Source organism: Vibrio sp. S17_S38 (assembly GCF_014694375.1).
Taxonomy (GTDB): domain Bacteria; phylum Pseudomonadota; class Gammaproteobacteria; order Enterobacterales; family Vibrionaceae; genus Vibrio.
The window spans coordinates 82,403-97,929 of record NZ_JAAUWW010000004.1 but is presented as its reverse complement, the minus strand read 5'-3'; the positions used below and the strand labels follow the sequence as shown (position 1 = coordinate 97,929).

Sequence of the window (15,527 nt, the reverse complement as noted above, 5' to 3'; positions counted from 1 at the left end):
ATTGGCACAACTGGGAGTTGTTCATAACGATAGCCAAAGTATCTCCACGATCCCTTTACTTGAACGGTCCAAAGTCGCGATGGCGGCATTTGTTACTATTTTTTTAGTCACAATTATTGGTACCCAAATGCAAGACCCAAATGCGGCACTAGTGTTATTAGGGTCAATGGGTGCATCAGCGGTTATTATTTTTGCCTTGCCAAGTAGTCCATTAGCGAAACCGTGGAGTTTTGTTGCCGGACACACGATTGCTGCCGTTTTAGGGATTAGCATGACAATGGTGATTTCAGATTTTGCATTATTAGCGAGCCTGACTATCGCTATTATTTTAATGTTGATGTACATTTTCGAGTGTATGCATCCACCGGCAGCGGCCACGGCGTTAGTACCCGTTATTGCGAGTCGTAATATTGATGTTGGGTATGATCTGCTTATTCCAGTGATGTTGAATGTGGTGGTTTTTCTACTTGTCAGTTTGATTTTGAATCGCTGGGTTTTACGTAGAAAACTATCGGTTTTACCTGAAAAATTTGATCCTGTTCATCTACATAATGATCAAAGCCCGCTTAAAAGACTGGGATTACAACAAGAAGATTTAATGCAAGCGATCAACAGCTTTGACACGGTTTTGGCTGTTAGTGAACAAGGCTTGGAACAAATATATCAACAAGCTCAACGCCATGCTTATCAACGACGGAGTGGGGAAATATTAAGCCGAGATATTATGTCACAAGATCTGATCACCATTAATCAAGATGCTTCGTTAGGTCAAGCGTGGAAGTTATTGCATAAACATAAAATCAGCATGTTACCAGTGGTGAATGAACAACAAGAATTGCTAGGTGTGATTTCTAGTGTCGATTTTCTAAAAAACCTAACCGTACCAAGTTATTCAGGTTTACTGAAACATTTAAGTGGTATGTTGGTTAAACGTAAGCATAAAAAAGAAGTGAACAATCGAGTACAAGATTTGATGGTCACGGATGTTATTGCCGTCAAAGACACCGACCATATTGTCGCCTTAGTGCCTTTATTATCAGATATCGGATTACACCATATTCCCGTGTTGGATGATAAACAAAAACTGTGCGGTATTATTACGCAATCAGATTTAATCGGTGCCTTGTATTCTGTGAATCAAAAAGCGTCTTAGTTTTCTTGATTCTGCTTACTTTATTAATGCTGATTTTACTATCACAAAGCCAATAGCCCCTAAAATTGCACCGGTTATTTTATCGATATAATAGGATATTTTAACGAATTTATTCCGTACTTTAGGTGCAGAAAGGAGATAGATGATTGCCATATCCCAAACAAAGACAATGGTCGTCATCCATATACCTAAGCCTAGTTTGAATGAGAAACTTACGTCGTTCGTTAATACAACTGTAAATAAGCTGAGATAAAATAATAGATTTTTAGGGTTGAGTATTCCTGATATAAATCCAGTCATAAACTCTCGTACAAATGTGGCATGGTGGAATTCAGTCTCTACGGAAGCCGTAATATCAAGCGCATTATATGAATGTTTTCGTGCTCGTAATGCCTGTATAGCGAGATAAATTAAAAAGAGCCCGCCAATAATCTTTAACGTGATCATTATGGAGACTGAAGCTGCTAATATGGAACCGACCCCAACGAGGCACAGTCCAATATAAACCGCATTTGCAGATGCAATACCAAGGGCAATACCTATCGCTCCATTCTTATTGTTTTTAATGGCACTTTTTACGACTAATATAAAATCAGGTCCAGGGCTGAGCAAAGCAAGAAAATGTGCGATTGCAACGGTGAAAAAAATACCTAATAAGCTGACATCCATGCCATTGTCCTCATAATTAATCAGTTATATAAACTAGCATGCATCATTTATTGTGAATAGTTTTCGCACAAATATTATCGATATTTACCCATTAATGTTATTTATTGGTAAGGCTTACTGGCCATTAAATCATTGTATTTTAGCGTTAATCCGAGTGTTTGACAGCTTTGCTCTGCATTTATCCATTTACTATCTTCACCGTTATTCATAAATTTTGGAATAGTGAGATTTAAGTGCTGTGCCATTGTTTGGTAATACTGCTCGCGGGTTGGATGAGTATGAGCCGCAAGGTGTAGCACTTTGCGGTCTGGCCATTGCATGATCATGCACTGTATTGCTGCGATGATATCCTGCTGGTGGATTAAGTTCACGGGTGTTAAACCATTCTCAAGTGCTTTTCCCATTGACTCATAACGCTTTACTATGTGTTTGGCAGGGTGACGTTCGGGGCCAATTAAACCGGATAAACGCAGCACAATTAGATCATCTTGCCATTGTCGGCGTAATTCATTTTCGAGCCAAACATGTGCATGACCAGACTCGGTATTGGGGTTAGTTGGTGTATCTTCCGTTATCTCGCCTTGGCACTCTGCATATACGCTTGTCGTGCTAATGAAAATTATTTTTTTTGTGCCGTTATGCTTAGCGAGATCTGATAATTGTATGACATTCTTCTTGAATTGCTCTGAGCTGTTCTCCACTCGTCCTGGTGGTACGTTAATAATTAAAACATCGGTGCTGAAAAAGGTCATCAAGTCGGGGTTTTTATTAATCGTATCTATTAAAGGTAGTTGAATTGTGACGCCTTGTATTCCGTGGGTTTTTAGGGTTTTAATATCCTCAACATTACGTTTTGAACCATAAACAGAGTAACCTTGAGACGCTAAATTTGTCGCAAGTGGTAACCCAAGCCATCCACAGCCACAGATGCTTATTTTTTGATTTTTATTCATAAATTGATTTGCCTCTAAAAATTATCTTGATAAATGTTAAGCAGAAAACACTATGAAATGAGAAAATGAGTATGATGACCTTTAATTCGTTTCACAATATTTTATACCCGTCTTACTTGAAGCAGCAGCTTTGTTGGCTACGCTCGTTCACTTCACTTACTTAGTGAACTAAGCTCACGGGGCTTCACTTGCTTGCCGCCTCACTGCAACTTCAATTACTTTGGGTATATAACCATATTTCGAGTAGCTAATGGCAAATAAACTCAGTGACTTCAGCGTTCAAACGCTTATTAATAAAGATCTAATTGATAAGCAAATGCAGTGTAAAGAACTACTGTATGATTTTAATCACTCAAGACCAAGCGAAATAGAACTACGTCGAACTATTCTGAATAAAATCATTACTAATTATCAAGGTACACATATTGAACCGCCTTTTATTTGTGATGTTGGACAGAATTTAACCATAGGTAAGGGGGGGTTTATCAATTATGGATTAATCGTATTAGATATTGCGCCCGTTACTATTGGCGATCATGTATTGATTGCGCCAAATGTACAGCTTTGCGCCGCTAGTCATCCGATTTTATTAAGTGAGCGCATACAACCCTTTGCATGCGGTGAACCGATCACGATTGGTGATTGCGTTTGGATTGGTGCAGGTTCTATCGTATTAGGTGGCGTGACCATTGGCAGCAATAGCGTGATTGGGGCAGGAAGTATGGTGATAAAAGATATTCCAGATAACGTGATTGCCGTCGGGAATCCATGCAAAGTGATTAAAACTATCGAGCATGGTGAAATGCCAACCCAAGAAGATATTGATGCGATTTTAGCCAAGCATGGCTTAGATAATTGGGTTTAGAATATTGGATTTGAGAATGGAGAAGGTGGCACCATTGCCGATAAGCTTAACGTTAATTCGCGGTTTTCCCGGTTCGGGGAAATCAACGCTTGCGAGAAAGTTAACCCAAGAGACAGGTGCGATTCATTTAGAAACCGATATGTATTTTGTTGATAGCACAGGGCAGTATCGCTTTGATTTCAAAAAACTGAATCAAGCGCATAAGTGGTGCCAACAGCAAACGCGCCAACATTTAGAACAAGGTTTCAGTGCCATAGTGTCTAATACTTTTGTCTGTCAGTGGGAAATGCTGGCTTATAAAGATATAGCACAGGCGGTTGGCGCGGAACTCTATATTCAAGTTTGCCGAGAACAGTTTGGCAGTATTCATAATATTGAGGCGAAAACTATAGCGAATATGAAACAGAAGTGGGAAGAGTAGAACAATTAGGCTAAATAGTAATGGAAGTCGCAGCTTATTAGCTAATTTTAAAATGCCCTAGAAGTTGTCATTCTGGATAGTGACGAAGGAGCGTAGTTCAGAATCTCTTAAAGCGTGTTGCTAACTATTTTATGCCCCAAAGTGTGTTACTCAGTAACCCTACAAGTGCCACAATGGTTATCTTTTTCCATATATTTTCTTATTTGAAAGCTAGTTATACTGTTTATTAGCGCAACTTGAATTTGTCCATACGATTAATAATTGTAAATAAACGATCAGATCGAGACTTGGGCATTTAGTTCATTTCTTATTCATCGTTGAAATTATTTATACAAATTTTATGTTCTAAGGGGAAATATGAGGCAGCAGTATCATTTAAGAAATAGCGATAAAGGGCTTTTGTCTTGGGATGTGTTCAGGTTAATAGAATTAGCCAAAGAATTAGATGTTGTAAACCTCTCTTTATCTGAAATATCTGAGTTAGATGAAGAATTTTGGTATGACCTTGGTGGAGTACGCCCTACATGCAGAAATATCGTTGAGCATGCTGAACTGATCCGTAATACAGACTTATCCTATCCCATCATTTTGTGCCATGAAGGTCGTATTATGGATGGGATGCATCGAGTCTGCAAAGCATTAATGTTAGGTGACATTCACATTAAAGCGGTTAAGTTTAAGTCTTACATCGAACCTGATTATATCGGTATCGAGGCAGATAAATTGCCATATTAATTGATGAGCGTTATCCTCTGTAGGCACAACTTTTCTTCGTATTTCTAGGTTTGTAAATTCACTGTGTTACTACAATAGTGTGGTTAACTCTTGAGGTGTATTGTGGTTAAAGTTTCAACAGTAAATAAAATGGAATCTCTTACAAAATATTTCACATCAAAAGAAATAATGACATTCTATGTAGCTCATCCAAGTGATAGTTATTTTGTGGAAGGTGTTCCACCGATAGAGATGGTAGAAGTTGTCCCTTATAATCATTTATGGCCAAACATTTATGAGAATATTGCCTCAATTATTAAACAAAAATTAGGTGTGAATGTTGAGACCATTGATCATATTGGTTCTACTGCAATACCAGAAATTGCGGCAAAGCCAATCATTGATATTGATCTTTCCGTATGTGATTCAGAAAATGAGCAATGTTATCTTCCTGCTCTGGAAGAGTTAGGCTTTAAACTTGTTGTTCGTGAACCTCGTTTTTATGGACATCGTTTATTTCATCTTGAAAACCCGAGAGTGAACTTGCATGTATTTACTTTTCGTTCTCCTGAAGCAATTCGACATTTATTATTTAGAAACTGGCTTCGAGAATCAGAAGAAGATCGTCAGGTGTATATAAATGCAAAGCTAGATGCAGTCAAAGGCTGTGAATTGGACATTGAAAAATACCATAAAAATAAACAAGATATGGTGCATTATATATATCAAAAAATATTTCAAGCATTAGGTTTTATCAACGTAGAGGATGAACATGAAATATCCAAATTCAAATGATAAAGAGCCAATGAAAGGGTTTCCTCAAGTTGGTTTCCTTAAAAATTTCATTACATCACCCAATATATTAGTGGGTGATTACACTTATTATGATGATCCTGAAGGTGTTGAAAGGTTCGAATCAAATGTGCTTTATCATTTCCCATTTATTGGCGACAAATTGATCATTGGAAAATTTTGTTCCATTGCAAAAGATGTCAAATTCATTATGAATGGTGCAAATCATAAAATGTCAGGTTTTAGTTCTTATCCTTTTTACATTTTCGGCCACGATTGGTTAAAAAGTTTACCTGCTGAAAATGAACTACCATTCAAAGGCGATACTAAAATTGGTAATGATGTTTGGATTGGCTATGAAGCAACGGTTATGCCTGGCGTATCCATTGGAAATGGTGCAATTATTGCGAGTAAATCAGTTGTTGTGTCCGATGTCCCTGATTATGGCATCGTTGGTGGCAATCCTGCACAAATCATTAAATATCGTTTTGATGAAGCTACAATACAACAATTACTATCTATTGCTTGGTGGAATTGGAGCACTGAAAAAATAACTGAAAACCTTGAGTTGATAGCGAACAATGATTTAAATGCACTATCTCAAGTAAGTGACTTATAACAAGCAATTGAAATGGGCGTTAGATGACTAGCGGTACAAATAGCATGATCATAATTAGAAAATACGAAGAATCAGATGCGTGGGCTCTATGGGCGATCTTTTATCACACGATTCGCAATGTGAATATACGCGACTATTCACAAGCTCAAGTAAAGGCATGGGCTCCCGATAACTTAGATCCTAAAGTTTGGCAGCGAAAAATGGATTCTATTACCCCTTTTATCGCTGAAATCAATGGGGACATTGTTGGCTACACTGACCTCCAAGAAAATGGCTTAATTGATCATTTCTTTTGCCACCATGAACATCAAGGCAAAGGCATAGGGCGTAGCTTAATGGAGCATGTGCTGAACGTTGGTAATCAACAAGGAATCGACAAGTATTATTCTGAGGTCAGCATCACAGCTCGTCCATTTTACGAGAGGTTTGGATTTAAAGTTATCCAAGAGCAAACAGTTGAAGTGCGTGGTCAAAAACTACGTAACTTTGTCATGGAGAAAGTCAGCTAACAAATAATAAGGATAGGTGTCGCGCAGCCGACTGTAGTGGATAAGGGAATTAGGGCTGCCGCATGTAAGGTGGTCATACGGTTGTAATACTAGAAGTAATTCGAAATGTATAAATATCTCTATGGTTCGTAACTCACTTTTGTCCAGAGGTGAGTTAGATAATCAAGGCTAACTTAACCTTGGATCAACGTGAGTTGATACTTAATTTTATCAAACGATAAGCTCATCTTTTACCAAGAAAGAATTTGATGAAGAACATCACAATAAAGTAGATACATCGCGATATCGAAATTAAAAGCAGATTGAATGGACGTTCAAATATCATCTCGCCTTTAGCCGTAACTAAGGTTTATTCATGGTGGGAAGGTTATTTTACTCTTCTAAAAACGAACGCAGCATTTTTTCATAATCTTCAATGCTTTGCGCGCCTGTTAGGCCTTCTTCATTGTTAAACACCATGGTCGGTACACCACTGATCCCCATTTCATGCCATTGATTTTCAATTACATCAATCTTGTCATGTTCTGATGCATCGTTTAAATAGGCTAGCATTTCATCGGCATTCAGGCCGACACTTTCACCAATTTCTAGAAGTACTTCAGTATTTGAAATATTCTTTCCTTCAGTAAAGTAAGCTGTGAAAAAGGCGATTTTTAATTGGGTTTGTAGGCCAAGTTCGTAGGCGTAATCTAATAAAATATGGCATTGACGAGTGTTGTAGATTCGAGATTCTTCAGAGAAGTTGAATTCAAAGTCGACCGCTTTACCATATTCGATTAAACGTTGGCGATTTTGTTCACTTTCTTCAACACTGGCACCATATTTTCGGGCTATATGATCGCGTAGATTCTCACCTTCGACGGGCATGTCTGGATTTAGTTCAAATGGATACCATTCAATTGCAATTTTATCTTGCCAATTATTTTTGACCACGGCGTCTTTTAAATGCTTAACGCCAATTACGCACCAAGGGCAGACCACATCTGAAATAATATCAATTTTGAGTTTTTTATCGGACATACTGCATCCTTGCCGTTTTTCGAAAGTGAGGGAGCTATTATGAAAGTTAGATATTGAGAGTCAATAGTAATAGATAACAATATTAACAATAAAAGTGTGATTAATGTCGGGGATAGCATTTAGATGATGATTAATTAATCTAACCGCTTCTTAAACCGGAGTGACGCGATCACTATTCCAACTACACTAAACCCTAATAACCATAAGGCATCATAGCTCATGTCAAGGATGGCAGCATCACGTAAAACGATGCCACGAATCAAACGCATAAAGTGGGTGGCAGGTAGGATCTCGGAAATGTATTGCGCCACAATTGGCATTCCATCATAAGGAAACATAAATCCTGAGAGTAAAATTGATGGTAATAAAATAAACACGGTCATTTGCATGGCTTGCAGTTGATTCGTCGCGATGGTTGAAAGCACTAAACCTAGCGTTAAACTTGCCAAAATAAATAATAAGGTGGCAGTGCCAAGGGCGATTAAGCCGCCTTGAACGGTAATGTTAAATAAGAAGTAGCCTAATGCCAGAATAATGGTAGTTTGTAGGATCCCGATGAATAAATACGGTATCACTTTACCGATCATTAATTCAATAGAACGAACTGGCGTGGTGATCAGCATTTCCATATTGCCTCGTTCACGCTCGCGTACAATCGCCGCTGAAGTAAACATGATCATTGTCATAGTGAGTATCACTGCGACGAGTCCGGGTATGATATTGACGGCGGTACGCTGTTCGGGATTGTATAAAATGGTGGTAGCGAAGGTAGGTGTTATTTGATTAGCCGGTTTGTCTAATAACTCGGTTAGTGGCATCGACCGTAAGCCTTTAATTGTTGATGCGATAATGGTGTCAGAGCCATCCACAATCCACTGGGCAATTGGTCGACTAGTTTCTCCACTGGTCGAACTGGGTGTGGATTGACCTATGCTGTTACTGCGCACGAGTCGTTGAGATAAATCGTGGGGAATATAAAGCACTGCTCTAATTTTAGCGCTTGCGATGTCTTTTTGCGCTTGGTTTAAATCGGTATATTGTTTGGTAAAAGTTACGGTTTGAGTGGCCTCAACAGTTTGGATAAGCACCCGACTTAATGTAGTTTGGCTTAGATCAACCACGCCAACGGGAATATGACGTACATTGGTGTTTATCGCATAACCAAAAAGCAGTAACTGAATAATGGGGATCATAATGATCATACGAAAGGTCATTTTATCGCGTTTAAGCTGCAATAATTCCTTAAAAAAGATGGCTTGGATACGAGATAAAAACATCATTGCCTGCCATCTCCTGTACAAGTAACAAAAACATCTTCAAGGCTTGGGCGTACCAGTGAGAATTGCTCAGGCTTGAAATCATAAAGCGGTGGTTGACTGTTCAAAAAAGCTAAAGGGTCATGTTGAGTGTTTTTGATTAAGACTCTTAAGCGAGAGCCTAATTGCGCGGCGCTGATGACTTGTGGCAGTTGAATAAGGTGCTGCTTTAATTGGCGTAAATTATGACTCTCAATTTCAACTACATGTGCGCCAAGCTGACTCATTAGTTCATCGGGCGAGCCATCGGCACGTTTATGGCCTGATTCTAAAATCGCCAGTTTATGACAACGTTCGGCTTCATCCATGTAATGCGTGGACACCAAAATTGATGTTCCTTGTTCGCATAAATCAAATAACTGTTCCCAAAACTCACGGCGGTTTTCAGGATCAACTGCCGAGGTTGGTTCATCTAAAAACAGTAGATCAGGTTTGTGCAGTGTAGAAGCGGCGAGGGCTAAACGCTGTTTTTGACCGCCACTCATGCTGCCAGCCATTTGTTTCTTGCGTTGGTCTAAGTCGTAAATAGAAAGAAGTTCTTCAATACGTTTCTTTTGCTCTTTAGCTCCCAAGCCATAAATCTTAGCGATAAAGGTTAAATTTTCTTGTACGGTGAGATCGTCATAGAGTGAGAATTTTTGCGTCATATAGCCAATCTTCATACGCAGCTTTTCAGCATCTTGCGGTAATTGATGACCAAGCACTTGAATATTACCACTGGTGGGACTCAATAAACCCGTTAGCATACGGATTGCAGTGGTTTTTCCTGAACCATTAGGACCAAGAAAACCATAAATTTCGCCTTTCTTGACTTGTAAATTAAGTGCATCAATTGCTTTTAATTCACCAAAGTTGCGACTTAATTGTTCAGTTTCAATCACAAATTCACTCATGGCTGATTTGTTCATGGTAAGTCTACTTGAACCGGAATGCCTGAAGGCAGTTTTGCATAATCATCGGGGAGTTGAATTTCGGCTAAATACATTAAATGAGCGCGATCTTCTTGGTTTAATGCATAGTAAGGTGTAAAGGCCGGTTCACTTGAAACCCAAGTTACTTTTCCTTTAATGGCTTTATCTAAGCCATCCACATGTAACATTAAATTGTCATTGATATGAATATTGACGCGTTTTGGTTCGGGAATATAGACGCGAGCATAAGGCGCTTTGCTGGCGAGTAAAATTGCAACTGGACTTCCTGCGGTAACACGTTCTCCTAGGTTCCACGGTAGGTTGTCTAAAATTCCATCTCGGCTGGCGGTGATGGTTAAGTCTTCGAGTTTCTTATTCTCAGCGGTAAGTTGTGCGCGTTGAGTTTTAAGCTCTGCTTTTGCTATGCGAATATCTTCTTCTCGATTGCCCGCAAGTAAGGCGTTGAGATTTTCTTGATCACTATTGAGCTTTGCTTGAGCCGAGTCACGAGTAGCAAGCGCTTGGTCAAGATCAGATTGACTGGCCAGTTTGCGTTTGACTAAGGCTTGTTGGCGTTTATAAGTAGCTTGTGCATCTATTAAATTGGCCTTAGAGCCTGAAACATTCGCTTTAGACGCGGCAATATCTTCTTCTCTTGGGCCTTTCTTTAGTTTATCTAAGTTGGCTTTTGCTTGAGCGACTTGAGCGTGCGCTTTATTGACGAGTGCTTTTTGGTAAGTGTTATCGAGGCGAACTAATACCGTACCTTTTTTTACAATTGAGCCTTTCTTTACCGGTAAATCTATTACCACTTCATTGGTCACTGCCGTTTGTGCAATGCGATCACGTTCTAGAGTGCCAAGAGCTTGGGAAGGTGAAGAACCAAAATTACAACCGCCCAGTATAAGAGCGATGCTTAATACCGCACTGGCTTTCAAATAGTTATAAATGGATTTCATAATGATCCTTATACAGTAGAAGGCGGTGGCGAATTTTCATTTGAGTTACTTTGTGTTCTGACTGCAAATTTATTGGCAAGAGAATAGAGCTCTGGCAGCATTCGATATACTAAATGCAATTGCTGTAAAATGAGGCGCACAGATTCATCATCCCCTTCACGCCACTCACTTAATCGTTTGTCCAAATCGCTACTTAAGGATTCGGGGGTTATATCGTTATTCTGGGTAAATAGATGCTGCTCTAAACGCTCTAAATTATCGTGAATGCCTTTATGCGCTTCTAATATCAATAGGTGTGTTTCTTGAGCGTCAATACGCTTGCGATGTGCACCTAATGCTGAAATATAGCTCAACATGGCATGATTTAAGGTCAAGAAGCGGAAACTTTCATCTGTGGCTTTGCGATATTTATTCGGTTCTGCCAGCATGTTACTGATGGTGGTACTTAGTGTGGCATCCATATTATGCGCGACACGACGAGCAAGACGATAATTGACATCATCACGCTTACCTACTCGATATTGACCTATGATTTGCCCAAGATAATTTTTATTCGAGTGAATCGCTTCAGACATCACCCGGTGCAATTTCTTTGCTTCCCAATCGGGTAATATATAACGCACTGCAAATACAGCCAGAATACAACCGATTAGTGTATCGACTAAGCGAGGTAAAATGACAGCGTATCCTTCGCCGAGTTGGTTGAAGCAAAATAAAACCAGCAGTGTGATAAAAGCGGTGGCCGAGCCATAGTTATTCATTCTAAACGCGAAAAACAATGTCCCTGAGACCACTAAGAAAACCAGTTGGCTTTCTTGTGAAGGGAATAGGGTTAATAACGCTCCACCGACAAGTAATCCTGCAATCGTGCCAATCACTCGTGCGATAAGTTTATGGCGTGTGGCACTAAAGTTGGGTTGGCATACGAATAAGCTGGTGAGCATGATCCAATAGCCACGTTCTAAATCAAAGCCTTTGATAATGCCGTAGCCAATGGTGAGAACAATCGACATTCTGAGTGCATGGCGAAATAACATTGAATCTTTATTGAGATTATTTCTGATCCGTTGCCACATGATTTTGGGGGTGTGAGCTGTGGTGTCATGTAAAGAGTAATCATTGGCTTCATCGCTGGTATTTTCTAATCTAATTTTAGTGGCATCAGGGTTGCTCACATTGGACAACTGTTTTTCAACCGTGACTAGGTTATTAAAAAGATAAAAGAGCTGCGCTAAAGGTAGCTTCCATTCTGGTTTTTGTTGATCTTTTAGATATTGCATTGAAGCTTGTAGCTCATCTAAAGCGAGAATGGAGTCACCATCGTAGACATATTGTGATCCTGTTTCTAATGCTTCTGAAATATCGCGGCACGCTTTGGCTTGAGACAGTATAAGGTGCTTAAAGCGAAACAAAACATCACTACGAGAAAAGTGTTCGGCCAATTCTTGATATCGATAATGGGTAGAGCTGATGCGTTCGTGAATATCTTGAGCAAGGAAATATACTTGTAAATATCGATCGCTTGGGCCGTCAACATGCCCACGTTTAGAACGATTTAATAAGGTAGTTTTAGCTTGGTTAAGTGCATTCACAGTATTGGAGTTAAGCTTTGTTTCTAAAATTCGATAAGGTTGAGGCGTTAATCCTAATACAGGATGAAATAACTCACTTTTACCCTCGAGATATTGAGCAAGCTCATCAAAAACGTTAGCTAAACCTTGCTGTACTGGTTGCATAGGCCAGAAAATTTGCCACACCATCGATACGAGTGAATACCAAGCAGCCCCGATAAGTAGCAAGATTGGCTGAGTCCATATATCGGTGCTGATATGAATTCCGAGCATGGTGTAGATGGCTAATAATAAGGATCCAAAAGCAATGCTAGCATAGCGAGGACCAATAGCACCGAGCATAATGAAGCCAAAGGTACTCGTAAAAAGCCCTATGGTGAACAATAAAGGATATGGAAATAAAATCTCGATAGAAAAGGAGGCAATGGCGAAGCAAATAAAGGTGAGAAAGAGTGCTTTTATTCGCCCTGTGAAGCTGTCGTCAGTTTCGGCCAATGCGGCGGCGATGATGCCTAAAATTAATGGCGTAATCTCTTGAGTAAACTGATAGTACCAACAAGGCAGCACGATCCCAAGTAGAGCAATTAAAATACGAACGCAGTAATTAATGGTTTTATTCGACCAATAATGACGAAATTGACTGAGTGTATGCACCATAAAATCCAAAAGAATCCTAATGATATTAATGGCTTTGAGTATAGCGCTTTCATCCAATAAACCCTAGTGTAGAAATTTGATCATAGATAATGAAAATAGTGTTTTTTAACAATTTTATTCTGCTTACTGGTATTATTTACGACAAAAGCGATCAGAGGTCGTGGTTTTAGCTTGTATATGCCGATTTTAGTGAAGGAAACCCCATGCAGTTAAGTGCGAGTCGAATGGCTCAGTTTTTTATTCAAAATGAATATCATCAAGTTGAATTGAAAGATCAATGTGTGACGTTATCGTCCGCCAACGATGAAGTTCAAATTCCTTTTGCTGCATGGAATGGGGATATTACGGTTGAACGAGGTTTAAAGTGGGGCAATTTATATTTTCACGCTCACCAAGAAGACGATCATCAATTACAGTGGCTAGTTCAAGGTTTACCTTGGCAAGATTGCCAGCACTTTGCCAAATTAGCGGTAAGTGAATACCGTGATTGGCAAAAGGATCAAAACGATACTCTCGCTGAATTGCTACCATCTTGGTTAAAACAGTTACAAGAGCTAGTGAATCAACCTAATTATTTAACGCATTCAGCCATTAATAATTGGATGAACGCTATTTGTGATGATTTAGGAAAAAAAGAATTAGAGCTATCAGACATCATTCATATTTTTCCTAATATCAATGAACAAGATGATCATGAATCGTTGTCTGCGGGCATGTTAGTGATGGGCGGATTAAAACGTTGGTTAACGCATCCTGAATTATCGATTGAGCAACGAAATCAAGTATGGATCCAAAATCAAACCAATGAATGGAGTGAGTTTTTCAAGCAATGTGAACGTTCACCACTTAATCCATCGCAACAAAAAGCCGTTTTACTCAATGATGACCATACACTTATCTTAGCTGGAGCAGGCTCAGGAAAGACAAGCGTTCTCACCGCGAAAGTAGGTTACTTGTTACAAAGCGCTCAAGCGACAGCTGATCAAATATTGATGGTGGCTTTTGGGCGAGAAGCGGCTAAGGAAATGAAACAACGCTTACAAGATAAGTGGGGTAATGAAGCAAAACGAATTCAAGTTCATACCTTTCATCAATTAGGGTTAAGCATTATTCGTCATGTGGAAGGAAATGACGTCGAAATATCACCACTCGCAACAACGCCAGCTCAAAAAACAGCATGGTTCTCACAATGGTTGAAAATGCACTGGATGACAGAAACTAACTTTAAACGTTGGCAGAAACATCTAGCTGAATGGCCGATTGCTTTTTTACGTGGTGATATAGAACTCGGTTCACATGTTGAAAACCCAAAATTACTCGCCTGGTTAGAGCAGCAAGTTGATCAGCTTTCTTCATTGCAAAACAGCAAAAAAGAGCTTCAAGAACGATTAATTGAACGCGAAGATTACCCACGATTAAGTAGTGAGTTAACGCTTGCATGGCCAGCGTACCAAGCATGGCAAAAAATGCTCAAAGAAGACAATCAAATTGATTTTAACAGTATGATTTTCAAGGCAACTCAATATGTTAAACAAGGTAAGTTTACGCCTAAATGGCATTTTTTAATGGTGGATGAATATCAAGATATTTCACCAAGCCGCTTAGAATTATTGGATGCAATCTGCCAAAGAACGCGTAATCAAATCACAATAGAACAGACTAAACTGACTCAGCCATGTTCGTTATTTGCTGTTGGGGATGATTGGCAGGCGATTTATCGATTTGCGGGCGCAGATGTTGATTTGACCACTGGTTTTAAAACGCGTTTTCCTCATGCTCAAATTCATTATTTAGATACAACTTACCGTTTTAATAATCAAATCGGTGATGTGGCGAATCGTTTTGTACAATCGAATCCGTATCAATTACCGAAAAATCTAAACAGTCATAAGCATCAAACACAAAAAGCGGTCACTGTTGCTCCGATGCATCATCTTGAAACTATTTTAGATGAACTTAATGTTAAACAAACTACAAGACGTAAAACGGTACTGGTATTAGGTCGTAACCACTACCATGAACCGAAAGAGTTAAAAACATTACAAAAGCAGCATTTGCATGTCGATATACAATTTAAAACGTGTCATGCCAGTAAAGGCCAAGAAGCGGATTACGTAATTATTGTATCAGCAGATGACGGTCAACTTCCTGCTGTCGAACGTCAACAGCATTTGCATGATGCGTTATTGTCGGGTCGGGATAATTTTCCATTTGCAGAAGAGCGTCGGTTGTTTTATGTCGCAATGACCCGCGCTAAAGAGCAAGTATGGATCCTACACAATGCGAAACCTTCAGTGTTTGTTGAAGAGTTAAAAGCAGGACGATATCCAATTAATGTGAAGAAAAGATAATTATATTTTTGAATAAAAAGGATCGGTCGAGGTAAGTTATTACGTCA

At 39.3% G+C, this 15,527-nt stretch carries 15 protein-coding genes; 8 read left to right on the top strand and 7 right to left on the bottom strand.

Going from position 1 to position 15,527, the window contains the following annotated elements; all coding sequences use genetic code 11:
- The first annotated feature begins 1 nt into the window (after nt 1).
- A complete protein-coding gene (locus HC725_RS04800; protein ID WP_238928428.1) occupies nt 2-1,153 on the top strand; it encodes an HPP family protein in 1,152 nt (383 codons plus the stop codon).
- A 15-nt stretch (nt 1,154-1,168) separates the two neighbouring features.
- On the opposite strand, the gene HC725_RS04795 is transcribed toward HC725_RS04800, so the two are convergent.
- Nucleotides 1,169-1,822, bottom strand: coding sequence for a LysE family transporter (locus HC725_RS04795; RefSeq protein WP_190330639.1), 654 nt, complete (start codon nt 1,820-1,822; stop codon nt 1,169-1,171).
- Nucleotides 1,823-1,923: 101 nt separating this feature from the next.
- Nucleotides 1,924-2,775 carry an NAD-dependent epimerase/dehydratase family protein gene (locus HC725_RS04790; protein WP_190330638.1) on the bottom strand — a complete coding sequence of 284 codons (852 nt, stop codon included), beginning with the start codon at nt 2,773-2,775 and terminating at the stop codon, nt 1,924-1,926.
- Nucleotides 2,776-3,025: 250 nt separating this feature from the next.
- Here HC725_RS04790 and HC725_RS04785 point away from each other — a divergent pair, with 250 nt between their 5' ends.
- From HC725_RS04785 to HC725_RS04760, 6 genes are all read left to right on the top strand, one after another.
- Nucleotides 3,026-3,640: a sugar O-acetyltransferase gene (locus tag HC725_RS04785; RefSeq protein WP_190330637.1), complete on the top strand. Its 615-nt coding sequence runs from the start codon at nt 3,026-3,028 to the stop codon at nt 3,638-3,640.
- A 16-nt stretch (nt 3,641-3,656) separates the two neighbouring features.
- The gene (locus HC725_RS04780) at nt 3,657-4,061 is read left to right on the top strand and encodes an ATP-binding protein (RefSeq protein ID WP_203219064.1); all 405 of its coding nucleotides are present in this window, start codon (nt 3,657-3,659) and stop codon (nt 4,059-4,061) included.
- 357 nt (nt 4,062-4,418) lie between these two features.
- Nucleotides 4,419-4,796: a hypothetical protein gene (locus HC725_RS04775; RefSeq protein WP_190330636.1), complete on the top strand. Its 378-nt coding sequence runs from the start codon at nt 4,419-4,421 to the stop codon at nt 4,794-4,796.
- 102 nt (nt 4,797-4,898) lie between these two features.
- A complete protein-coding gene (locus HC725_RS04770; protein WP_203219063.1) occupies nt 4,899-5,570 on the top strand; it encodes a GrpB family protein in 672 nt (223 codons plus the stop codon).
- On the top strand, nt 5,548-6,186 hold the full coding sequence (locus HC725_RS04765) for a Vat family streptogramin A O-acetyltransferase (protein WP_190330635.1): 639 nt from the start codon (nt 5,548-5,550) through the stop codon (nt 6,184-6,186). Before HC725_RS04770 ends, HC725_RS04765 begins: the two co-directional genes overlap by 23 nt.
- A 44-nt stretch (nt 6,187-6,230) precedes the next feature.
- Nucleotides 6,231-6,695, top strand: a complete 465-nt coding sequence (locus HC725_RS04760; protein WP_190330634.1) for a GNAT family N-acetyltransferase — start codon at nt 6,231-6,233, stop codon at nt 6,693-6,695.
- Nucleotides 6,696-7,067: 372 nt separating this feature from the next.
- Here the strand turns inward: HC725_RS04760 and HC725_RS04755 are convergent, their stop codons facing one another.
- From HC725_RS04755 to yccS, 5 genes are all read right to left on the bottom strand, one after another.
- Nucleotides 7,068-7,715, bottom strand: a complete 648-nt coding sequence (locus tag HC725_RS04755; protein ID WP_190330633.1) for a DsbA family oxidoreductase — start codon at nt 7,713-7,715, stop codon at nt 7,068-7,070.
- Nucleotides 7,716-7,849: 134 nt separating this feature from the next.
- A complete protein-coding gene (locus HC725_RS04750) occupies nt 7,850-8,995 on the bottom strand; it encodes an ABC transporter permease (RefSeq protein ID WP_190330632.1) in 1,146 nt (381 codons plus the stop codon).
- Nucleotides 8,992-9,924, bottom strand: coding sequence for an ABC transporter ATP-binding protein (locus tag HC725_RS04745; protein WP_190330718.1), 933 nt, complete (start codon nt 9,922-9,924; stop codon nt 8,992-8,994). The genes HC725_RS04750 and HC725_RS04745 overlap by 4 nt, the downstream gene beginning before the upstream one ends.
- An 11-nt stretch (nt 9,925-9,935) precedes the next feature.
- Nucleotides 9,936-10,901 (bottom strand): HlyD family secretion protein, encoded by a 966-nt coding sequence (locus tag HC725_RS04740; protein ID WP_190330631.1) that lies wholly within the window; start codon nt 10,899-10,901, stop codon nt 9,936-9,938.
- 8 nt (nt 10,902-10,909) lie between these two features.
- Nucleotides 10,910-13,129 carry a YccS family putative transporter gene (gene yccS / locus HC725_RS04735; protein WP_190330630.1) on the bottom strand — a complete coding sequence of 740 codons (2,220 nt, stop codon included), beginning with the start codon at nt 13,127-13,129 and terminating at the stop codon, nt 10,910-10,912.
- Nucleotides 13,130-13,332: 203 nt separating this feature from the next.
- Here yccS and helD point away from each other — a divergent pair, with 203 nt between their 5' ends.
- The gene (gene helD, locus HC725_RS04730) at nt 13,333-15,480 is read left to right on the top strand and encodes a DNA helicase IV (protein ID WP_190330629.1); all 2,148 of its coding nucleotides are present in this window, start codon (nt 13,333-13,335) and stop codon (nt 15,478-15,480) included.
- Nucleotides 15,481-15,527 lie beyond the last annotated feature (47 nt).